20 protein-coding genes and 1 riboswitch are annotated in these 21,915 nt (G+C 67.1%); of the genes, 11 read left to right on the forward strand and 9 right to left on the reverse strand.

Annotation, left to right across the window (positions count from 1 at the left end; genetic code table 11):
- Positions 1–200: 200 nt before the first annotated feature.
- The gene (locus tag V7082_RS14240; protein WP_334149626.1) at positions 201–1,571 is read right to left on the reverse strand and encodes an ATP-binding protein; all 1,371 of its coding nucleotides are present in this window, start codon (positions 1,569–1,571) and stop codon (positions 201–203) included.
- 206 nt (positions 1,572–1,777) lie between these two features.
- On the opposite strand from V7082_RS14240, the gene ppk2 reads away from it, so the two are divergent.
- Positions 1,778–2,695: a polyphosphate kinase 2 gene (ppk2, locus tag V7082_RS14245; protein ID WP_334149627.1), complete on the forward strand. Its 918-nt coding sequence runs from the start codon at positions 1,778–1,780 to the stop codon at positions 2,693–2,695.
- Positions 2,696–2,791: 96 nt separating this feature from the next.
- Here ppk2 and V7082_RS14250 read toward each other — a convergent pair whose 3' ends face one another.
- Entirely contained in the window at positions 2,792–3,232 is a 441-nt protein-coding gene (locus tag V7082_RS14250) for a hypothetical protein (protein WP_334149629.1), read from the reverse strand.
- Positions 3,233–3,422: 190 nt separating this feature from the next.
- Between V7082_RS14250 and V7082_RS14255 the strand changes: the two genes are divergently transcribed.
- On the forward strand, positions 3,423–4,355 hold the full coding sequence (locus V7082_RS14255) for a hypothetical protein (protein ID WP_334149631.1): 933 nt from the start codon (positions 3,423–3,425) through the stop codon (positions 4,353–4,355).
- A gap of 47 nt (positions 4,356–4,402) precedes the next feature.
- Positions 4,403–5,239 carry a thermonuclease family protein gene (locus tag V7082_RS14260; protein WP_334149633.1) on the forward strand — a complete coding sequence of 279 codons (837 nt, stop codon included), beginning with the start codon at positions 4,403–4,405 and terminating at the stop codon, positions 5,237–5,239.
- A gap of 243 nt (positions 5,240–5,482) precedes the next feature.
- Here V7082_RS14260 and V7082_RS14265 read toward each other — a convergent pair whose 3' ends face one another.
- From V7082_RS14265 to V7082_RS14285, 5 genes are all read right to left on the reverse strand, one after another.
- Positions 5,483–6,556 (reverse strand): CarD family transcriptional regulator, encoded by a 1,074-nt coding sequence (locus V7082_RS14265; protein WP_334149635.1) that lies wholly within the window; start codon positions 6,554–6,556, stop codon positions 5,483–5,485.
- A gap of 483 nt (positions 6,557–7,039) precedes the next feature.
- Positions 7,040–7,378 (reverse strand): ferredoxin FdxA, encoded by a 339-nt coding sequence (gene fdxA / locus V7082_RS14270; protein WP_334149637.1) that lies wholly within the window; start codon positions 7,376–7,378, stop codon positions 7,040–7,042.
- A gap of 113 nt (positions 7,379–7,491) precedes the next feature.
- Complete coding sequence (locus V7082_RS14275) at positions 7,492–7,902, reverse strand: RNA-binding S4 domain-containing protein (protein ID WP_334149639.1); 411 nt, start codon at positions 7,900–7,902, stop codon at positions 7,492–7,494.
- A complete protein-coding gene (locus V7082_RS14280; RefSeq protein ID WP_334149641.1) occupies positions 7,899–11,168 on the reverse strand; it encodes a helicase-related protein in 3,270 nt (1,089 codons plus the stop codon). The genes V7082_RS14275 and V7082_RS14280 overlap by 4 nt, the downstream gene beginning before the upstream one ends.
- Before the next feature lie 201 nt (positions 11,169–11,369).
- Positions 11,370–12,227: a DUF3108 domain-containing protein gene (locus V7082_RS14285; RefSeq protein ID WP_334149643.1), complete on the reverse strand. Its 858-nt coding sequence runs from the start codon at positions 12,225–12,227 to the stop codon at positions 11,370–11,372.
- A 386-nt stretch (positions 12,228–12,613) separates the two neighbouring features.
- Here V7082_RS14285 and rpmB point away from each other — a divergent pair, with 386 nt between their 5' ends.
- Positions 12,614–12,907, forward strand: a complete 294-nt coding sequence (gene rpmB, locus V7082_RS14290) for a 50S ribosomal protein L28 (RefSeq protein WP_334149645.1) — start codon at positions 12,614–12,616, stop codon at positions 12,905–12,907.
- A gap of 197 nt (positions 12,908–13,104) precedes the next feature.
- Here rpmB and V7082_RS14295 read toward each other — a convergent pair whose 3' ends face one another.
- Positions 13,105–13,356 carry a GlsB/YeaQ/YmgE family stress response membrane protein gene (locus V7082_RS14295; protein WP_334149647.1) on the reverse strand — a complete coding sequence of 84 codons (252 nt, stop codon included), beginning with the start codon at positions 13,354–13,356 and terminating at the stop codon, positions 13,105–13,107.
- 246 nt (positions 13,357–13,602) lie between these two features.
- Positions 13,603–13,710: riboswitch (TPP riboswitch) on the forward strand.
- Positions 13,711–13,772: 62 nt separating this feature from the next.
- On the opposite strand from V7082_RS14295, the gene thiC reads away from it, so the two are divergent.
- Positions 13,773–15,605 (forward strand): phosphomethylpyrimidine synthase ThiC, encoded by a 1,833-nt coding sequence (gene thiC / locus V7082_RS14300; RefSeq protein WP_334149648.1) that lies wholly within the window; start codon positions 13,773–13,775, stop codon positions 15,603–15,605.
- Positions 15,606–15,634: 29 nt separating this feature from the next.
- Here the strand turns inward: thiC and V7082_RS14305 are convergent, their stop codons facing one another.
- Entirely contained in the window at positions 15,635–15,937 is a 303-nt protein-coding gene (locus V7082_RS14305; protein ID WP_334149649.1) for a GNAT family N-acetyltransferase, read from the reverse strand.
- A 236-nt stretch (positions 15,938–16,173) separates the two neighbouring features.
- Here V7082_RS14305 and V7082_RS14310 point away from each other — a divergent pair, with 236 nt between their 5' ends.
- The 6 genes from V7082_RS14310 to V7082_RS14335 all read left to right on the forward strand — a co-directional run bounded on the left by V7082_RS14310 (position 16,174) and on the right by V7082_RS14335 (position 21,912).
- The gene (locus tag V7082_RS14310; RefSeq protein WP_334149651.1) at positions 16,174–16,878 is read left to right on the forward strand and encodes a carbonic anhydrase family protein; all 705 of its coding nucleotides are present in this window, start codon (positions 16,174–16,176) and stop codon (positions 16,876–16,878) included.
- A 173-nt stretch (positions 16,879–17,051) separates the two neighbouring features.
- Positions 17,052–17,294, forward strand: coding sequence for a YdcH family protein (locus tag V7082_RS14315; protein ID WP_334149652.1), 243 nt, complete (start codon positions 17,052–17,054; stop codon positions 17,292–17,294).
- A 394-nt stretch (positions 17,295–17,688) separates the two neighbouring features.
- Positions 17,689–19,035 (forward strand): V-type ATP synthase subunit B, encoded by a 1,347-nt coding sequence (locus V7082_RS14320; protein WP_334149654.1) that lies wholly within the window; start codon positions 17,689–17,691, stop codon positions 19,033–19,035.
- Positions 19,036–19,040: 5 nt separating this feature from the next.
- Positions 19,041–19,649 (forward strand): V-type ATP synthase subunit D, encoded by a 609-nt coding sequence (locus tag V7082_RS14325; RefSeq protein WP_334149656.1) that lies wholly within the window; start codon positions 19,041–19,043, stop codon positions 19,647–19,649.
- Positions 19,649–21,475 carry a V-type ATP synthase subunit I gene (locus tag V7082_RS14330; RefSeq protein WP_334149657.1) on the forward strand — a complete coding sequence of 609 codons (1,827 nt, stop codon included), beginning with the start codon at positions 19,649–19,651 and terminating at the stop codon, positions 21,473–21,475. The genes V7082_RS14325 and V7082_RS14330 overlap by 1 nt, the downstream gene beginning before the upstream one ends.
- Positions 21,472–21,912, forward strand: coding sequence for an ATP synthase subunit C (locus tag V7082_RS14335; RefSeq protein WP_334149658.1), 441 nt, complete (start codon positions 21,472–21,474; stop codon positions 21,910–21,912). The genes V7082_RS14330 and V7082_RS14335 overlap by 4 nt, the downstream gene beginning before the upstream one ends.
- Positions 21,913–21,915: the final 3 nt, after the last annotated feature.

Consider the following 21,915-nt stretch of genomic DNA (forward strand, 5'->3'; position numbering starts at 1 on the left):
CGCCGGAGGAGATCTTCTTCGGCTTCGGCGACTGCCAGGACCGGCTCAACAAGCTCATCCAGCAGCGCGCAACGCTCAAGGTCTCGGTCGATACGGGCGCCGAGGTCGCCGAGCGTCTGGTGTCGCTCGTGCGCGAGCTCAAGAAGCACCGGACGGGGTGAGAGCGCATTCGAGCGGCATGCTCCGCTCAAAGCCTTCGCTCAGGAGCGCGCACCGCCGAGTTCATCGAAGAGGATCGAGAAGGTCGAGCCCTTGCCGACCACGCTCGAGATCCTGAGGTCGCCGCGGTGGCGTAGCACGATGTGCTTGACGATGGCGAGGCCAAGCCCGGTGCCACCCTTCTCGCGGCTCGTCTGGGCGTTGGTGCGGTAGAAGCGCTCCGTGAGACGCGGCAAATGCTCCGGCGCAATGCCGGGCCCGTCGTCGGCGACCGCGATCAGGGCCCGCGGCAGCGGCGGCGAGCCGTCGAGCACGCGCGATACGGCAATCTCGACAGTTCCACCCTCGCGTCCGTACTTGATGGCGTTGTGCACGAGGTTCTGCAGCACCTGGACGATCTCGTCGCGATCGCCGCGGATATGGATCGGACTGTCGCTCTTCGTCACGGAAATCCTGATCGCCGAGGCGGCCCCCACCGGCTCAAGGGCCTGAGCGACATACGACGCCACCTCGTTGAGATCGACCCTGCCGCGCGGCGGAAGGTGGACGCGTGTCTCGACGCGGCTCAACGAGAGCATGTCGTCGATCAGGCGCGTCATGCGCGTCGCCTGGCTCGCCATGATGTCGAGGAAGCGTATCCGGGCCTCGGGATCATCGCGCGCGGGGCCCTGCAGCGTCTCGACGAAACCGCGGAGCGAGGCGAGCGGCGTGCGCAGCTCGTGGCTGGCGTTGGCGATGAAATCGGCACGCATCTGAGCGAGCTTGTCCTGCTCGGTCAGGTCGCGGAAGGAGACGATCAGGAACGGCAGCCCGCGCCGGATCTCCCGTCCGCCGAGCCGGGAGATGGTGGCGGAAATGCGCCGCTCCACCGGTACGCGCTCGAAGAGATCAACGACGACCTCGCCGCTCAAGGTCACGGCCTTCTCCACCGCGGCATTCAGCTCGGGATTGCGCGAGAGCTGGCTCAACGGCTGGCCGATGCGGGCCTGGGGGAGGAGCTCATAGAGGCGGGCGTTGAAATGCATGACGTTGAAATTGTAGTCGAGCGCGACCGCCGCATCGGGCACGGCGTCGAGCAGCATGCGCCAGCTCTCCTGCTCACGCCTCGCGCCGTTACCGTCGGAGCGCATGGGCTCGGGCAGTGCGGCATCCGACGTCTCGTCATCTCCGTCGGCATCGCCTCCCGGAGATCCCGCCGCGACGATCAACGCCATCATCAGGAAGCCGGCGACGGCGAGCCATCCGGACAAGCCTCCGGCCAGCGAAAGCCCGGCGAACAGGGCCGCCGTCGCGGCAAGGGCACGCACGCGGAGGCGCAGCCGGCCGCCCGCCGCGCGAAGGGCGGCCAGGATACGGTCCGACCGCGATCCGATCGCGGACGCTGCGCGGGAGAGCGGCTGGGGGTCCGTCATGGGCCCGCATACTGCCTCGATCTGCATCGTGCCCTCAACTCTCGCGATGACGCGCCCCGAGCCGTCAGACGATAGGGTTTCTGCCCGGGCTCCCACGTGGGATCCGCACCGGTCTCGAAGTGTCTTTCGGATCGACAACACTTGTGTGACAGTTCATCGAGGGACCGGCGGCGGGATTAACCAGAACAAGGACCGAGGGGACCGCGATGGGTGAGGGAAAGAGCGACGCGACCGCAAAAGCCCGGAAGGCGGATCCGCCGGGCGCGAGCCTCCGCTATCCCGATTTCGATCTCGACAATCCGAAGTTTCCGGCCGAGATCGAGGCGCGCGCGCTCGGGTCGGGCGGCTACCCCTACGACAAGAAGCTCAAGCGCGAACCCTACGAGGAGCAGCTTCAGCTTCTACAACTCGAATTCATCAAACTGCAGACCCATGCCGAAACGGCCGGCGAACGCATCGTCGTCCTCTTCGAGGGGCGCGACACGTCGGGCAAGGGCGGGTGCATCTCGCGCATCCTCGAGCGCATCAACCCTCGCCATTCGCGCTCGATCGCGCTTTCGAAGCCGACCGAGGCCGAGCGCGGGCAATGGTACTTCCAACGCTATATCGTCCACCTGCCGACCCGGGGCGACATGGTCCTGTTCGACCGCAGCTGGTACAACCGTGCGGGTGTCGAGCGCGTCATGGGGTTCTGCACCGAGGACGAGACGGCGCGCTTCCTGCGCGATGCGCCGGAGTTCGAGGCGCTGCTCGTGCGCGACAACATCCGCTTCTTCAAGATCTATCTCACGGTCGGCCGCGAGATGCAGCTCAAGCGCTTCCACGAGCGCCGTCACGACCCGTTCAAGCAGTGGAAGGTCACCGACATCGACATCGCCGCGATCGGCCGGTACGACGACTACACGCGTGCGGAAGCCGACATGCTGCGGTTCACGCACACGGCCGCGAGCCCGTGGACCGTGATCAACGCCAACGACCAGCGGCGCGCACGCCTCGAAGCGATGCGCGTGCTGCTCACCGCCCTCGACTATGCCGGCAAGGACGCGAAAGCCATCGGGGCGATCGATCCCAACCTCACGATGTCGGGGGCGGACTACCTCGCCCGCATCAACGGCAAAAGCTGACGGCTCCGCCGGCCGCGCGCCCGAAACGGGAGCGGCCGGCGGAGCGATTCACGTGAGACACGGGACCCACCGCGCGAACACGGCGGCCTCCCGGCGTCAGGGCAGGCGGCAACCCGACGTGAAGAACCCATAGAGCCATGCCGTGGCGGCGCCGAAGACGGCCCCGAGCACCAGCACCGGCCAGAGCGTCGTGACGTCGACAGTCGCGAACGGCTGCTGGCCGTGGACGAGCGGAAGCGCAACCAGCGTCCCGATGACCGCCGTACCGACCAGACCGAGGATCGCCCCGCGCACGGTCATCGATCCCTTCGGCACGCTGCCGAGGATGAGTCCGAAAATCGCACCCCAGAGGCCGCCCCAGGCGGCATCTGCGATGATCTGCGGCGAGCCGGTGATCAGGGACGGCTCCATCGACCACGGCACACGCGTTGCGTAACCATTGTTGAGCAACCAGAGACTAACCCCCTCGTGAACCAGCAGATACGCGATGACGCCGGCAACAAAGCCCAGCACCAAGCTCTTGAGCAAACTTCCCATCTTTTTTCTCCCCTCCGTTGCCGGGTTTCCGGCGTTGCAGCTTGTTTTTCCGGCAGTATGGCGCGGTTCGCAGGTGCTTGGAAAGGGCGCACACTGAGAGCCGCCGCACAGACTTCTGATGGTATATTCTAATTTCTTCAATCTTTGATTGTTATTCTGCAGGGAGCGACACCTCGGGAGCATCCCACCCATGCCGACTGTCAGCGTCGAGAGGCTGCCGGTACGCCTCCTCCGTCTCGGCCTCCTCGGTTTCGATCACCTGCAAATCGTCTTTCGCGGCCCGGACGCGCACGACGGCCCCCAGGACGACTGGCTCGTCATCGAGGGGCTCCGCGAGCCGCACGGCGCCGACGTGCGGCTCGCGGTGGAGGGCTGGCAGGGCGGCACGACCCTGTCGGAGGCCAATGGCGGGCTCGCCGGCGCCGAGCTCGAGCGCCGGATCGGGACCAGCCTCAGCCGCGGCGCGCACGATATCGCGGACGGCGGCGCGGCGATGTCGCTCTGGGCGCGGCTGGTGTCATTCGCCGCTGACATCGAGGCGCAGGCGTTTCCCTACATCCCGCTCTCGCTGCCGGGCTCGCCGGTGCCGACGATCAACTCCGCGTCGCTCGTCGCCTCGCTGCTGCATCACGCGGGCCTCAGCATCGCCGACGCGTTGCCGTCGGGCCTGCGTCTTTCGCCGGGGCTGGCGACGCTGCTCGGCACCCGCGGCGACGACACGCTCGGAGCGCGAGACGGGTTCACGACGCTGGTCGGCGGGGCGGGCGACGACGTGCTCACGGGGAGTGCGGACGCGAGCGCCATCGACAAGCTTTACGGCGGATCCGGGAACGACACCTTGCGCTGGTCGCCCGGCGTGAACATCCTGCATGGGGGACAGCCGGGCCTAGCCTACGAGGACGACGGGTACGACACCGTCGACTATTCCGGCGCGGGAGCGATCCGGATCGATGCACTGCCACCCGGCGCCCCGCATCTTCAGCCCGATTTCGTCGTCACCCACGACGGCGGCAGGGACTATCTGTTCTCGATCGAGGAGATCCTGTGGGATGCGGCGCACGACCACGTGACGCTCGGAGACGGCGTCGGCCTCGCTCCGTTCGATCTCGTGTCGGGGGGATAGCCGGCGGCGTGTGCCGCATGACATGCTGGGGAACGAGCGAGCACGCCATGAACGCAGGACTTGCCGTCATGCGCCTCGCGGGGGGCGCGATCCTCTCCGCTCTCCTCGCGGCGGCGGCAGCGGCCGAGCCCTGCGCGCTCGCGGCAGGCCCCTCACATGCGGTCGTGCGCGCACTCGACGGCGAGACGCTGCTGCTCGACGACGGCCAGGAGGTCCGCCTGATTGGCGCGCTGGCACCGAAGCCGGACGTGCTCGGGGCGGATGCGGCCGACTGGCCGCCAGCCCGCGAGGCGCTCGACGCGCTGCAACGGCTCATCCACGACCGCACGGTCATGCTTCGCTTCGAGGGACGGCGGCGTGATCGGTACGGGCGCACGCTCGCGCAGGTCTTCGTCTCCGACGGCGGCGGCGATTTCTGGCTGCAGGAGCGGCTGCTTCTCGAGGGCTACGCCCGCGCCTACACGCTCCCCGGCAACACGGCCTGTCTTGGCACGCTGCTCGAAGCGGAGGCTCAGGCGCGGGCTGTCGAGCGGGGCCTGTGGCGGCGCGACACGTACCGCGTGCGCACGGCCGACGACGTAGACGGGCTTCTCAAGGCCGTCGGCCGCTTCGTGCTCGTCGAGGGGCGGGTGGCCGGAGTCACGCGTGCGCAAACGACAACGTATATCAACTTCGGTGCCGACTGGCGTCGCGACTTCACGGCGAGCCTTGCGACCTCCACTGTCACGCGCAGCGCCGACGGCGCGACGCGGGTCGATGCTCTTTCGGGAAAGCGGGTTCGCGTGCGCGGCTGGATCGAGCGGCGCAACGGGCCGATGATCGTGCTCGGATCGCTCGATGAGATCGAGCTGCTGGACGAAGCGAACAGCGCTCCGCAGCCGTAACGCGCAACGGCGGCCATGGTCGGATGCTGGTGGCGATGCGGCAGCGTGCCTGGATCCCGGCCTTCGCCGGGATGACGTTATAGGTGTGGAACGCGGCAGTCTAAACTCAACGTCACTCCGGCGAAGGCCGGAGTCCAGATACGTCGAAGTTTTGGCGCTGCCCGCGTCCATGCAGACCGAGGAAAATAAAAACACCCCGCTGAGCAATCAGCGGGGTGTTGCGTTTCATCCTGATTTGGCGTCTCAGGCGGCGCGCATGTCGGCGGGGTCGGCCCCCTCGGCCAGGCGGCGGCCACGAGCGCTCTTCGAGAGCACGTCAGTGATGCGCTGGACCGCGCCGCGCTCGTCGAGCTTCTCGACGGCCGCGATCTCGCGCGCCATGCGATCGAGCGCGTCCTCATAGAGCTGGCGCTCGGAGTAGGATTGCTCGGGCTGGGCCTCGGAGCGGTAGAGATCGCGCACGACCTCGGCGATCGAGACGAGATCGCCGGAATTGATCTTGGCGACATACTCCTGCGCGCGGCGGCTCCACATGGTGCGCTTCACGCGTGCACGACCCTTCAGCGTGTCCATCGCCTTCTTGACGATGCCGTCGTCGGCGAGCTTGCGCATGCCGACGCTCTCGAGCTTGCCGGTCGGAACACGCAGCGTCAGCTTCTCCTTGTCGAAGGTGATGACAAAGAGCTCGAGCGACATGCCGGCGATCTCCTGCTCCTCGATGCCGACGATGCGGCCGACACCATGAGCCGGATAGACGATGAACTCGTTGGTCTTGAAGCCGTGGCGCTGGCTGACCGACTTCTTCTGGGCGCTCTGGTGGGTATTCTGAGCGGTCATGATCTGGCGCGCCGCCGCCGTCTTCTCGGCGATGTCCTTCGGCGTCGACGGCTGGACGGGAGCGGTGAGCTTCTGGCCGCCCGCCGTCTTGGCCAGCGCGGCCGCGGCGCGCGCAGGCGTCACGGCGACATGGCCCGGACGAACGGGACCCGGACGAATGGCGCCAGCAGGGCGCACGGACGCAGCCGCCTTGGGCTGAGCCGGCTTCGCAGCAGCCGGGGCTGCGGCAGCAACGGCGGCCGGCTTCCTAGCCTCGGGCGCCTTGGCGGCGGGTTTCGCGGCAACAGGCGCTTTCGCAGGCTTGGCAACGGCGGGCTTGACAGCGATCGGCTTCCGGGCATGACTTGACGATACGGCCACCGGCTTCTTCGTGCCGGCCTTGGCAACGACGGTCTTGGTCTTTGAAGGCCGGGGAGCGGTCTTGGACGCGGCAGGCTTCGACGTCCGAGCCTTTACATGCGCCTTGTTCTTCTGAGCCATCGACTTCTCACTCTCTCGTTCACATCCCATCCGACCCCGGATTGAGCCGGTCTTACCCGATCTCACGCGCACGCGGGTCTTGTGGCAGCCCGCCCGTGCGGTCACACGTAAACCCGGTTCGTCGGCACGTCACCTTTGCCGGCGTCCAGGACCTCCCACCATGTCGGGTTGCCGATCAGAAATAGCTACCCGCACCTGCTTCGGACAATACGACACACACGCTTCAAATAGTTACCCGGACGACACACTGCAACATCCCGCTACGAACCTCACTCAAGTCCGTGGCCGGTGGTACTGTGTTTGTCCGTCGTGTGTTCCTGTTCAGTTTCAGTTTGCCCGAGGATTACTCGTAACACAAATTTCATGAAAATTGAAGTGGTAGCGGGAATGGTGGTGATCCAGCGCTTAAAGAACTTGCTTAAGTCTTCACTTCGGTGCGTTGCATATAAATGCTCGTGAGACCTTCCGGCGGGAAGTCGACAATCAGTCGCCTTGGCCCGGCTCAGAAGAAAAATATTTCTCAAACTTGCCTGATTCGTCCTTGTACTGGTCGGCGTCGGGAGGAGCAGGTTTTTTCGAAGTAATGTTGGGCCATTTATCTGCATAGTCCCGATTAAGCTCGAGCCAACGCTCGAGACCGGGCTCGGTGTCCGGCTTGATGGCCTCAGCCGGGCATTCCGGCTCGCAGACCCCGCAATCGATGCACTCGTCGGGATGGATGACGAGCATGTTCTCGCCCTCGTAGAAACAATCCACCGGACACACTTCCACGCAGTCCGTGTACTTGCATTTGATGCACTTGTCGTTGACGACGTAGGTCATGAAGGTGCGTCCCAAGTCCCTCTGCGGATCAAACGGGTTGGCCCAGGGGTGTGCCAAATGCAGGACACCATAGCAAGGCTCCGCAACGTCACAGCGCCGCCGGCACCGGCCGCTCACCCGCCGCGTTTCAGATCCTCGATCCGGCGGCGATCGCGCTTCGTCGGACGGCCGGCACCCGATGCACGTCCGGCCCAGGCGGCCGGCGCGCCACTCTCCAGGCTACGCTCGGGCGGCGGAGTCAGATCCTCATAGAGGCGCTGTGCCTCGACGGCCGGCCCGTGCCTGGCGCCGATGGCGGCCACCCGCACCACCCGGACCGTGCGCGCGAGGCGGGAGGTGATCACATCGCCGACCTTGACCAACTGGCTCGCCTTCTCGGCCCTGACGCGGTTGACCTTGATCTTGCCCTCCGTCACGGCGTGAGCGGCGAGCGTGCGCGATTTGGCCAGGCGGGCGAACCAAAGCCATTTGTCGAGACGCTGGGAGGTCTCGGGCTTCGGGTCGGTCCCGACGGGCGTCGTCATGAAGGGTTCTTCTCGCGGGCCTGCTTGGCGAGGGCATCCCGGAGAGCGCCGAGCTGCGCGAACGGCGAATCGGGATCGACGCCGCCTTTCTTCGGCGGCGCGGCGGAGTGGATCGCGGGCCCGGGGCGGCGCTTGTCGTCGCGCCGGTCGTCGCGATGGCGCCCCTGGCGCTGGCGGTTGCGGTCGAACTCGCGCTCGCCGCGCTCGCGCCCCCGATCGCGATGGCCGGCGCCGTGGCGCGGCTTCTCGGCCGGTGCCGCCGCGTCCGCCGGCCGCTGCGGCTCCGCATGCGGCTGCCCGCCGGCTGCTGTCGCCGCATCGGCCGCGACGGAGCTTCCCGCCTCGGCCGGCTTGGGCCCCCCGTTGCGATGCCGGCCGTGCCGGCGGTTTCTGCCAGCTCCGTCGCGGCGTTCGCCATCGTGGCGTCCCTCGCGCCTGCCTGCGCCCGCGCGGTCCTCGCTCCGGTGGCGCCTCGGGCGCCAGATCTCGATGACGATCGTCTCGGGTGCGGCCGTCGGGGCAGCCGCCTCTCCTCCCTCCTCCTGGTGGGGAGCGCCGGGGAGGGCAGAGTCCCCACCGTCGGCCGTTGGGGTTTCCCCTTTCCCGACCTCTCCCACGTCATGTTGGAGACATGCCTCCGGCATGATGGGGGAGGAGTCCGGTTGTGCGGAGGCTTGCGGCGTGGTTTCGGCCGCTGGCATGTCGGCAGAGGCGGCTGGGGCTTCCGCTGCCGGCGTTGCGGCAACGCCTGCCGACGCGGGCTCCGTCGGCGCAGGCGTCATCGGCTTTACGGCCGGCTCCGCCGGTTTCGGCATCGTCTTGCGATCCAACCAGAAGCCCAGCGCCTTCAGCACGTTCGACAGCTCGTCGGGCGAGCAGCCGAGGATCGACATCATCTCCGGCGTGACGACGAAGCCGCCGTCCCCGGTCGATCCCTTGGGCGGCGGCGTTGCGTTGTCCGGGTTCGCGCGCCAGGCGAGCAAGGGGCGGATCAGATCTGCCAGGCGCTCGAGAATGTCGAGGCGCACGGCGCGCGGGCCGCAGACGTGAAATCCGTAGGCGCGATAGAGGTCCTCCGGCGTCGCGGGCTGAACCGGAGCGGAGGTGAGGCCCGCGCGCGGCAGCTCGGGCGGCGTGTCCGAGGCGATGCCGCGGGCGGACGCGTTCTTCAAGGTCCAGAGCGTGGCGGAGAGCTCGGCGGGAGCAGGCTTCAGGAGCGCGGGGAAGTAGATGTTGAAGGCGCCGAAGCGTACGCCGTACTTGCGCAACTGCGCGCGCGCCTCCTGGTCGAGGCTCTTCATCATGTCGGCGATCAGCTCGCGCTTCAGCATGCCGAAGCTCTCGGTCAGGCGGAAGGCGATGCCGCGGGCGAGGCCCGTCACGTCCTCGGCCCTGGCGATCTCGACGAGCGGCTTCAGACGCTCGGCGATGACCTCGTCGCGCCACGCCTCGAGACGCGCCTGGATCTTCTCGCGGTCGGGTCCGGACAGATGCTCATCGGCGAGCAGCGCGACCTGCGGCTTCAACGGATCGTCAGCGGGCTGGAACTCGGCGATCTCCTCGTCCCGCCACAGCACGCGTCCGGACCGCGACAGCCTGAAGGCGTCGGCCTTGGCGGCGGCCACGCGGCGCGCGCGCATGCCGAGCTCGCGCGAGAGCACGTGGGCTGCGGCGCTGCGGGCGGCCTTGCCGTGAATGCCTTCGGCCTGGGTCTCGGGCGAGAAGCGGAAGCCGCTCAGGCGCCCCACGAAGTGGTTCTCGACGGTGATCGCGCCGTCCTCGGCGATCTCGGCCGAGAGCTCCTCCTTGTCGCGCAGCCCCTTCATGAGGGCGCTCGTACGGCGATCGACGAAACGCTGCGTCAACTGCTCGTGAAGGGCGTCCGAGAGGCTATCCTCGATGGCGCGGGTGCGACCCTGCCAATGGACAGGATCCTTCAGCCAATCGGCGCGGTTCGACACGAAGGTCCAGGTGCGGATGTGGGCGATGCGGTTGGCGAGGGTGTCGATGTCGCCGTCCGTGCGGTCGGCAAAGGCGACCTGCTTGGCGAACCAATCCTCGGGGACGCGGCCCTCGGGGCTCATCAGGTAGCCGTAGAGCGTGCCGATGAGCTCGGCGTGGCTCTGCGACGAGATCTTGCGGTAGTCGGGAAGCTGGCAGACCTCCCACAGGCGCTGCACGGCGGCCTGGCCCGACGCCTGCCTGGCGATCTCGCGGTCGGTGGCGAGCGTCTCGAGCGCGATCACGTCGTCGGCCATGCGGGCGCGGGTGAGGCGCGGCTCGTTCGGCATCTCGCGCAGGCTGTCGCGCAGACGATCGAGCGTCGCAAAATCGAGACGGCGGTTGCGCCATTGCAGCACGCGCACGTTGTCGAAGGTGTGCGTCTCGAGGCGCTCGACGAGATCGGCCTCGAAGGGCTCGCAGTTGCCCGTCACGCCGAACGTGCCGTCGTTCATGTGGCGACCGGCGCGGCCGGCGATCTGGCCGATCTCGCCCGGCGTGAGGTTGCGGAAGCTCTGGCCGTCGAACTTGCGCACGGCGGAGAAGGCCACGTGGTCGACGTCGAGGTTGAGGCCCATGCCGATGGCGTCGGTCGCGACCAGGAAATCAACGTCGCCGGACTGGTAGAGGGCGACCTGGGCGTTGCGCGTGCGGGGCGACAGCGCGCCGAGCACGACCGCTGTGCCGCCGCGCTGTCGGCGGATCAGCTCGGCGATGGCGTAGACCTCGTTCGCCGAGAACGCGACGACGGCCGAACGGCCGGGAAGCCGCGTGATCTTCTTCTCGCCGGCATAGGTCAGGCGCGAGAGGCGCGGGCGCGAGATGAAGTTGGCGCCGGGGATCAGGTCCTGGATCGCCTCGCGCATGGTCTGCGCACCCAGGAGCAGCGTCTCGGCGCGGCCGCGCGCATGGAGCAGCCGGTCGGTGAAAACGTGGCCGCGCTCGGGGTCGGCGGCGAGCTGGATCTCGTCGATGGCAAGGAAGTCCACGTCCACGTCGCGGGGCATGGCCTCGACGGTGGCGACCCAGTAGCGGGCGCGCTCCGGCTTGATCTTCTCCTCGCCGGTGATGAGGGCGACCTTGTCGGCACCGATGCGGGCGGCGATCTTGTCGTAGACCTCCCGCGCCAGGAGACGCAACGGCAGGCCGATCATGCCGCTTTCGTGGCCGAGCATGCGCTCGATGGCGAGATGCGTCTTACCGGTATTGGTGGGGCCGAGAACCGCGGTCACATTGCGAATGCGCGTTTCCAGATCGCTGGCCATACGCGAGGTCTCCAATAACAAAAGCGCACTTGGCATTGCATTGGAGGGGGTGCGAGATCAAGGCTTTTCGTCCGGCCCTCGCGCAGTGAGCGGCTTCGGGCGCCGGGGACGCCGCGCATCCGACGCCGGCGGGAAAAGCGCGTCCCGACCGGTCTCCGTCCTGATGCTCGAAAAGCGGGAGGCCCCAGGGTCGATCGACGGTCAATCGACCGATGCCACCCGGCCGCGCTCAAGCACCTGGATGTTCACGCGGTCGAGGTCGATGCGGGCCGTGCCGATGGCGGTCGGGACGGCCACCGACTGCGGCAGCATGAGCTTGGCCGCCGGCACCAGGCGGAACACGATCTCGATGTCGTTCGACGCGGCAAGCTGGCGCGTGTCGTCGGTGGGCCGGTAGCCGGCGATCGGCGTGTATTTGACGCGGCAGACGATCGCCGTCTCCGTCGGGATGCCCGCCACCGGCTCCTTGCGGACGAAGCGCAGCGCGATATCGAACCGCTGCTTGCCATCGAAGATGGCGAACGTGCGGCCGCAGGGGCTCGGCGCATCACTATGGGTGATCGCCAGGATCGCGCTCAAGGGATCGAACACCCCCTTGAGATGGTCCGGCGCAAGCGGCACGGTATCGGGTGCCTCGACCGTGACCGGCAGCACGGACAGGCGATCGACGCCGTCCTTGCCGAAGCCCATGGCGACGGAGCCGTCGCGGACCGTGCTTTCATAGTCGAAGCGGAAATCGGCGGGGACGAGCGCGTTCGGCTTCAGCGCGCCGGTGGAATGGGTGACGCCTTTCCATCTGAAGACGCCGAGCAGCGCCGAGATGTCGACATCCGTATCGAGCGTGTACCGAGTGCGCCCGACGTCGGACTTGAAGTTGAACGTGCCCAGATCGAAGCCGTTGAGCGTGATCTTGTAGCCGGCGTCGACCCGAACCGGCGCCACACCCGTCGCCGGCAGGGGCGAAGCGGCGGCAAAGGGCGATAGGGGGGCGAGCGCGGCGAGGGCCGCAAGGCCGAGGGCGGCTCCGCACACTGAGACGCGACGCGAGACTTGGAACATCTTTACTACTCACCCCACTGCTCGTCCTCGCTCTCGCGAGGCGGGCAAACGCTGGATCGGCTCAGGATCGCCGGACGGGCGCAGTCTGCCTTCCCGACGTTTAACAATTCGCTCCACCAAGCGCCGCCCTGGTACAACCCTTTCTGCCGCCAATCCACAAACAAACCGTTTCCATCCGGACCGGTTCCCGGCTCCATGTGGCCCACTTCCCTCGCTCAAACCGCCCGGGGCCGACTTGACGCCTGGAACACGGCTCGCGTATAGAGTGCGCCAACGGTCCCGCCGATCCCGGTCTGCGGGGCCATTCTCATTGATTTCCCCGTGATTTCGGGTCTGCTTTCGGGCAGACGGTCGGTCGTGGGGTGGAAGAGCCAAGGATTTTCGAGATGACCAGGCGCTGTGAGTTGACGGGCAAGCTGCCCCTTTCCGGTAATATCCGCAGCCACGCCGAGAACGCCACGCGGCGCAAGTTCCGCCCCAACCTTGTCAACGTCACGCTGATCAGCGAGGCGCTCGGGCGGCAGGTGAAGCTGCGCATCAGCGCGCATGCGCTGAAGTCCGTCGAGCATCGCGGCGGCCTCGACGCGTTCCTCGCCAAGGCCAAGGCGGAGGATCTCTCGCCCGAGTGCCAGAAGCTCAAGCGTGAGATCGCCAAGGCCAAGGCCGAAGCGGCGGCTTAAGGCTCCCGCGCCTCGACGCCGAGCAAATTCAGGCATGCGCCCGCCGGGTCCCGGCGCGGCGCATGTTTTCGTTTGCGGGGAGCGCGCGCCACGAATTGCGGTGGCGAAGCAGATACGCGACCGGGCATGGCGAGGGTCCCCGCCATGCCCGGATCGGGTTTACGCCCGCCCGGCGGGCGGAGCGGTTTGGCGCGCGGCTAGCGCGCCACCAATCTCAATATGAAGATGACAATCAATGCACCGATGGTTGCGTTGATGATGTCCCCCAGCAACCCGCCACCGATGTAGAGGCCGAGCCGCGGCAGGAGCCATCCCGCGACGACCGCGCCGATGATCCCGAGCACGACATTGCCGACCAGGCCGAAGCCGCCGCCGGCAATGATCTGACCGGCCAACCAGCCGGCGATCGCGCCAATAATGAGCCAAATGATGATGCCTTCCAAAGCCATGAGTCTTCCCTCCGTTGAAAAATACGCAGGTGGCACGCTTCAGTTGCTCATTCACCTCCGCCGGTCCGCCCCGTTCTCGCGGCATGCCCGACACCGCGACGTTACTTGAGTTCGCGCGCTGCCGAAACATGGCGTGTGTGCATCTGCTCACTTTCGCCCCTTGGCCGGCGGCCGGCCACGGCGGGCTTCTTAAGCCCCGTGGGCGCACTTCGGACTCACGCCCCGACGCGACCTGGGGTAGGGTCGCGATCGTCCGAGGGGTGTCCCGCCTGAGCGCGGGGCTGAGATGGCGAGGCCGAACCCTTAGAACCTGATCCGGATCATGCCGGCGAAGGGACGGAACCTCGATACGTCGCGTGCGACGTCCGCCCTCGCGTCATTCCGGATCGCTCAGGCTTCTGGCAGGAGGATCCCCCATGACTGCGCCGACCCATCCGAAGGCTCCCGAGGCTGCTCCCGACACCGTCACCACGGGACCGATCGCAGGCTCGCGCAAGGTCTACGCCCCCGTGCGGGGGCATGCCGATATCCGGGTTCCGTTCCGCGAGATCGTCCTCTCCGATCCCGGGGAGGCGCCGGTGCGCGCCTACGATCCCTCCGGCCCCTACACTGAGGCCGACACGCGGATCGACCTCGCCGCCGGACTGGCGCGGGTGCGCGAAGGCTGGATCGCGAGGCGCGGCTTCGAGGCGATCGCGGGCCGCCCCGTCAAGCCCGAGGACAACGGCGGCGTCGGTGCGGGGCGCCTCGTGCCGCCGTGCCCGGCCGAGCGCAGCCTGCGCGCCGGAAAACCGGGCCAGCTCGTGACGCAGCTCGAGTTCGCGCGCGCCGGCCTCATCACCGAGGAGATGATCTACGCCGCCCATCGCGAAAACCTCGCCCGCGAGGCGGCGCTTGACGGCGCGCGCGAGCGCCTCGGCGACGGCGAGCGCTTCGGAGCGGCGATCCCCGAGCACGTGACACCCGAGTTCGTGCGCGACGAGATCGCGCGCGGGCGCGCCATCCTTCCGGCTAACATCAACCACCCCGAGCTCGAGCCGATGCTTATCGGCCGCAACTTCCTCGTCAAGGTCAACGCCAACATCGGCAACTCGGCGGTCACCTCCGGCGCCGCCGAGGAGGTCGAGAAGATGGTGTGGGCGATCCGATGGGGCGCCGATACCGTCATGGACCTTTCGACGGGACGCAACATCCACAACATCCGCTCCTGGATCCTGCGCAATGCGCCGGTGCCGATCGGCACGGTGCCGATCTATCAGGCGCTCGAGAAGGTGGACGGCGATCCCGTCAAGCTCGACTGGGAGGTGTTCCGCGACACGCTGATCGAGCAGGCGGAGCAGGGCGTCGACTATTTCACCATCCATGCCGGCGTGCGGCTCGCCTACGTACCGCTGACCGCGAACCGCGTCACCGGCATCGTCTCGCGCGGCGGATCGATCATGGCGCGCTGGTGTCTCGCCCATCACAGGGAGAGCTTCCTCTACGAGCACTTCGAGGACATTTGCGACATCGCGCGCCGCTACGACGTGTCGTTCTCGCTCGGCGACGGCCTGCGCCCGGGCTCCATCGCGGACGCCAACGACCGGGCGCAGTTCGCCGAGCGCGAGACGCTGGGCGAGCTGACCAAGATCGCCTGGGACAAGGGCTGCCAGGTGATGATCGAAGGCCCCGGCCACGTGCCGATGCACAAGATCAAGGAGAACATGGAGAAGCAGCTCAGCGCATGCGGAGAAGCGCCGTTCTATACGCTGGGGCCGCTCACGACCGACATCGCGCCGGGCTACGACCACATCACGAGCGGCATCGGCGCAGCGATGATCGGTTGGTACGGCACGGCGATGCTCTGCTACGTGACGCCCAAGGAGCACCTGGGCCTCCCGAACCGCGACGACGTCAAGACCGGCGTGATCACCTATCGCATCGCGGCGCATGCCGCCGATCTCGCCAAGGGGCATCCGGCCGCCAAGGTGCGCGACGATGCGCTCTCGCGCGCTCGCTTCGATTTCCGCTGGGAGGACCAGTTCAACCTATCGCTCGACCCCGACACGGCGCGCCGCTTCCACGACGAGACGCTGCCCAAGGACGCGCACAAGGTCGCGCATTTCTGCTCCATGTGCGGGCCGAAGTTCTGCTCAATGAAGATCACGCAGGACCTGCGCAAAGAGGCCGAGACGCTGGCGGGCATGGACGCGAAATCGCAGGAGTTCCTGGAGCAGGGCGGTCGCCTCTATGTGCCGGCGGCGGAGTGAGGCGACGCAGCCCCGTCTCCGCAAGGGCGCTATGCGTCGTCTGCCCTGACGTCGTGCCACTCGGGATGTCGATCGAACTGCGCCTCGACATAGGAGCAGACGGGCACGATCTTGAAGCCAGACCGGCGCGCGTCCTCGACCATGTGCTCGACGAGCGCCAAGGCGGCTCCGGTGCCGCGCAGCGTACCCGGCGCGCCGGTGTGGTCGGCGCTGATGCGGCCGGCGCCGCGCACGGCGAAGGTGAGCTCCGCCTCTCCCGGCTTTCCGGCGACGGTGGCGACGTAGCGGCCGCCGTGGGCGGTTTCCTCCTTGCGGACGGTTACGGCATTCATGAGGTCCTCCTTCGAAATCTGAGCGCGGCGGCCCGTTGACGCCTCGCGCGACGGAATGATACCCATTCTTTGTATACGCAATGGTTTCAGAAGCCTTGTGGTTCAATCGGGGAGTGCTGCGAGAGCAAAAACGGCTCGCTCCGAACAAGGGGGTCGGCGACGGACCGTCGCCAAATATCAGAGGATAACGGACAATGAGCTGCTGCGCGCATGAGCATGACGGAGACTGTGGCGACATGAGCAGGCGGGGGATGCTTGGCCTCTCCGGGCTAGGGCTCGGGTTGGGCCTGGCATCGCTCTACGGTTTCTCCACCTCGGCCGAGGCGCAGGTGCTCACCAGCGAGATGCGCGCTGCGCTCACGCCTCAGCAGATCGTCGATCACATCCTCGAAGGCAACCGGCGTTTCGTTGCCGGCACGCCGAAATCGCGAGACTGGCTCGCTGAGCAGAAGGGCACGGCGCAAGGCCAGCATCCGGCAGCCATCTTCCTGAGCTGCGTCGACAGCCGTGCGCCCGTGGAAGTGGTCTGCGACTTCGGGATCGGACAAGCATTCAACGCCCGCGTCGCCGGCAACGCCGTCAACGACGACATCCTGGGGTCGATGGAGTTCGCCACGGCCGTTGCCGGCGCCAAGGTGGTGATGGTGATGGGGCACACCGCCTGCGGCGCGATCAAGGGCGCGATCGACGGTGCGCGGCTCGGCAATCTCACGCTCCTTCTCGCGCGCTTCCAGAACGCGATCCAGGAGACCGAGTTCTCGGGCGAGCGCACCGGGTCGAACCCGGCCTTCGTCGACGCGGTGGCGAAGACCCATGTCACGATGTCGCTCGATCTCATCCGCGAACGGTCCCCGGTACTGCGCGACCTCGAGCGGGACGGCAAGATCAAGATCGTCGGCGCCATGTACGATCTCGAGTCGGGTCAGGTCGCTCTGGTCTGAAGGTCTCCGTCCAGAGCCCGTGTCTGCAAGCCGCGTTCCATAACGGAGCGCGGCTTTGCGCCATCGGGCACGATCGCATAGCGCGACGCCCCCACGGTATTGATCCATCTCAAGAGGCGCGCCCCTCACACGCACTAACGTCAATCGTGCGAGCAGCAGCCAAGAGGAGATCCATGTCCAACACCCCTCATACCCTCGCCGAGGAATTCCCCGACCAGACCGAGACGATCCACAAGCTCAAGACCTCCGACGCGCACTTTGCGCGCCTGCTTGTGGCGTATGACGACATCAACGACCAGATCCACTTGGCCGAAACCAACGTCAAGCCGATGGATCAGTTCGCCGAAGAGGATTTGCGAAAGCGCCGTCTCAAGATCAAGGACGCCATCGGAGAAGCTTTGGCGGCCGCAAAATGATCGACGGCCGGATCCACGACATTATGAAACGAGCCGCTGCCTCCGGCAGCGGCGCAAAGGGCTAATCGCGCTTTTTAAAAGGTTGTGGGCTGCCGTCTATTTTTCATCTCTATTCCCAATTGATATAAAATAGGCGATCCGAACGGCGGACGCATTGCGTCGAATAGAATATGCGTCGTCATTAAGATAAATTCTATTGCCGCCATCTTTTGCGCGCCCATATCAGGGCTTTCATTTGTAACATTCTTTCTTCCTACCCGAGCCCGTTTGGGCGACGCGTCGCGCGCGGACATCGGCGTGCGGCACGGGGTGTTTCATCCAAAAATGACGGCTTGTTGGAACCGGTCTTTTCCCTTACACCAAAAGCAGATCCTTCCGGTGAGTGCTTCGTCCGATGTCCCTCTCTGTCATCACCTACGACAGAATTCTCTCAATCATTGGCGAAGTGGTGCGGGTGGCCCTGCCCCCGCAGGTCCGCATGGACCCTAACGGCCCGCGCTACGGAGATCTCGCGGTCGTGCGGGAGGGAGAAGGCGAGGCGCGCCTCGCGCAGGTGGTGAAGCTCGATCCGGGAGAGGCTTCGCTGCAGGTGTTCGGCGGCGCGCAGGGCCTGTCGACGCGCGCCTGCGTGCAATTCCTGGGGCATCCTCCGCGGGTGGCGTTCTCGGGCAATATCATGGGCCGGGTCTTTACCGGCGCCGGTGCCGTGGCCGACGGTGGGCCTCCTTTGAGCCAGGAGCCGCAGGTCGAGATCGGCGGCCCCTCGGCCAATCCCGCGCGGCGCGCGCTCGCCTCGCGCATGATCCGCACCGACGTGCCGATGATCGACGTCTTCAACTCGCTGGTGGAAAGCCAGAAGATCCCGATCTTCTCGACGGCGGGCGAACCTCATAACACGCTGCTTGCCCGCATCGGCGTGCAGGCGGACGCAGACGTGGTGGTGTTCGGGGGCCTGGGGCTCACCTTCGACGATTACTGGCGCTTCCGCGCCACCTTCGAGGATGCAGGCGTCTTTGCGCGCACGGTCATGTTCGTCAACCAGGCTGCCGATCCGCCGCTCGAGCGCCTGCTGGTGCCGGACATGGCACTCGCGGTTGCCGAGAAATTCGCGATCGAGGAGAAGAAGCGCGTCCTCGTCCTGCTCACCGATATGACCGCCTTCGCCGACGCTCTCAAGGAGGTCGGCGTCGCAATGGAGCGCGTGCCGTCCAACCGCGGCTATCTGGGGGATCTCTATTCCCAGCTCGCCCGGCGCTACGAGAAGGCGGCCGTCTTCCACGGCGCGGGCTCCGTCACCATCCTCTCCGTGACCACCATGCCGGGCGGGGACGTGACCCATCCGGTGCCCGACAACACCGGATACATCACCGAAGGGCAGTTCTACCTGCGCGACGGCTTCATCGATCCTTTCGGCTCGCTCTCGCGCCTCAAGCAGCATGTCATCGGCAAGGAGACCCGCGAGGATCACTCCGCGGTCATGAACACCATGATCCGGTTCTATGCCGGCGCGCGCGATGCCGAGCGCAAGCAGGCCATGGCCTTCGAGCTCTCCGATTACGATCTGCGTCTCCTGCGCTACGGCGCGCTCTTCAAGACGCGCTTCATGGACATCACGACCTCCATTCCCTTGGAGGCCGCGCTCGACCTCGGCTGGAAGACCATGGCCGAATGCTTCTCGCCGGAGGAGCTGCTGGTGCGCCAGAACCTCATCGACACGTATTACCCGGCGCAGGCGGCCTGACCGCCATGATTGATGCGCACGTCCCGCTCAGCAAGTCCGAGCTCACGCGACAGAAGGACAGCCTCGCCTCCTACCGACGCTATCTGCCGGCGCTCGACTTGAAGCGCCAGCAGCTCATGGCCGAGCGCAACAAGGCCCGCGTCGAGGTGCGCCAGCACGAAGAGGCCGCTGCCGCGGCCATCGAGGCGGCCGGCGCGGCGCTGCCCATGCTCGCCGACGACCGGATCGGACTCGACGGCCTGGCCCGGCTCACGTCGGCACGCCTCGGCACACAGAACGTGGCGGGCGTAACGCTGCCGGTGCTGGAGGATGTGGAGATCGAAGTTGCGCCCTACGGCCTGCTCACGCGGCCGCATTGGGTGGACGCGGTCGTGGCTGAGCTCAAGGCAGCGATCCGCCTCAGAGTGGAGGCGGAGATCGCCCGCCGCCGGATCACCATCCTCGACAAGGCGATGACGCGCGTGACCCAGCGCACCAACCTGTTCGAGAAAATTCTCATTCCCCAGACCGAGCGCAACATCCGCCGCATCCTGGTCTACCTGGGCGACGCCGAGCGCGCGGGCGTGGTGGCGGCCAAGCTCTCCAAGCGCAAGCGCGCGCTGGAGGCCGCCTGATGGGCATCGTGCCGCTCAAACGCGCGACCCTCTGCGGTATCGTGAGCGAGAAGGCTGAGGTGCTCGCCGGCCTTCAGTCCCTCGGCGTCATGCACCTGGTCGCGTTGCGGGAGGCCGGGCCGCTCGCCGTCCACGATCCGACGGCGCAACGCCGGGTCGAGACCGCCTGCCGCCACCTCGATGACGCGCCCCGGTCGGCGCGCGCCTTCGCGCTCGACGCGCCGTTCGAACTCGCTCCCCTGGTCGGCAGGATCCTGGACAATCGGGCCCACCTCAAGGCCCTGCGCGACCGCGACGACGAACTCCAGGCGCGGATCGAGGCGCTCGAGCCGTGGGGCGACATCGTCTTCCCGCCGCTCGACGAGATGGGCGGCCAGCGCCTCTGGTTCTACCTGCTTCCCGCGAAAGAGCGTGCCGCGCTCGGTAAGCTGACGCTGCCCTGGCAGATCGTGGACCGGACGGGGAACCTGCTGCACGTGGTGGTGATCGCTCCCGACGAGCCGCCGCCGGAGCTTCTCCCCGTCGCCCGGGTGCCGGCCGGCGCCGTGCCGCGCAGCGCGCTGAAGCGCGAGCGCGACGAGACGCTGATCGCCATCGAGCAGGCGGAAGCGGAGCGGGTCGAGCTGACGCGCTGGCGCCCCCAGCTCGCCCTGCATCTCGCCGCCGCCGCCGACAGCAGGGATCTCGAGAGCGCCGCCTCGCAGACCATCGACCGAGACAACGTTTTCGCCGCGCAGGGCTGGGTGCCGGCCGACGATGTGCGCCGGCTCGAGGACTTCGCCGCGGCGCACGGGCTCGCCCTGCTCATCGAGGAGCCCAGCGCGGAGGATCGTCCTCCGACCCTGCTCGCCCCGCCGGAGAAGGCTCAGAGCGGCGCGGAGCTGACGCGCTTCTACAAGACCCCAGCCTATCGCGCCTGGGATCCGAGCCTGGTGGTGTTCGGCTCCTTTGCGCTCTTCTTTGCGATGATCCTCGGAGACGCGGGCTATGCGGCGGTGATCGCCGTCGCCACGGCCGTGTTCTGGCGGCGGCTCGGGCGGAGCCCCGAGGGGCGGAGCGGCCGCATCCTGCTCGCAACCATCGCCGCAATGGCGATCGTCTATGGCGTCGCCTGCGGCTCCTATTTCGGCCTGAGGCCACCGAAGGACAGCGTGCTCGCCACCCTCGCGGTCGTCGACGTGCACAACTTCGATGCCATGATGGCGCTGTCGATCTGCGTCGGCGCGCTCCACATCACCATCGCCCTCGCCGCGCTCGCCTGGAAGGGCCACAGCCGCAGCCAGGTCGTCACGTCGATTGGCTGGATTGTTACGATCTGGTCGGGGATCGGGCTGTGGCTCGTCGAGGACGACACCGGCAAGATGCTCGCAACGGCCGGCCTCGTCGCCGGGCCCGCCCTCGTGGTGGCCGGCGCCATGATGCAGGAGGCGGCCGGGCCGCGCCGGCTCATGGAGCGCATCGGCTCCGGGGCACTGGCGCTCAGCGGCATCACCAAGCTGTTCGGCGACGTGCTGAGCTATCTCAGGCTGTTCGCCCTGGGGCTCGCCAGCGCCTCCCTCGCCACCACCTTCAACGCGCTGGCTGCAGATGTGCACGCCGCCAAGCCGGGAGTCGGGGTGCTGTTCGCCATCCTGATCCTCGCCTTCGGCCACGGCATCAATTTCCTGCTCGGGCTGATGAGCGGCGTGGTGCACGGACTGCGGCTCAACTTCATCGAGTTCTTCAGCTGGGGTCTCGCGGAAGAAGGCACCCCCTTCTCGGTCTTCGCCCGGCGCGCACCTTCGCATGACGCGACGCAACCTTCATCGCAAGAGGCACAAGCATGAACGAATTCCTTATCACGCTCGGCTGGCTCGGCGTGTTCGCGCCGATGGGCTTCGGCGCGCTCGGCAGCGCGATCGGCGTCGCGATCGCCGGTCAGGCGGCCATCGGGGCGATGCTGGAAGCCGAAAGCGGCTATGGACGCTATATCGGCGTCTCCGTCATCCCCTCCTCGAACGTCATCTACGGCATCGTAGTGATGTTCTCGCTGCAGCAGCCCATCACGGCCGACAATGCGGGTGCCCTGTTCGGCATCGGCTCGGTGACGGCGCTGGTGCTGTTGTTGACGGCGATATGGCAGGGCCGCGCCTGCGCCAGCGCCATCGCCGCCTCCAAGAGCAAGCCAGAGATCTTCGGCCTCAGCCTCGCCCCGGCGGCGGTGGTGGAAGGCTTTGCGGTCTTCACCTTCGTCTTCGCCCTCGTGCTCGCACGCACCATCTGATCC

The sequence above is a fragment of the Hyphomicrobium sp. genome (assembly GCF_036833075.1).
In the GTDB taxonomy this organism is placed as follows: domain Bacteria; phylum Pseudomonadota; class Alphaproteobacteria; order Rhizobiales; family Hyphomicrobiaceae; genus Hyphomicrobium_C.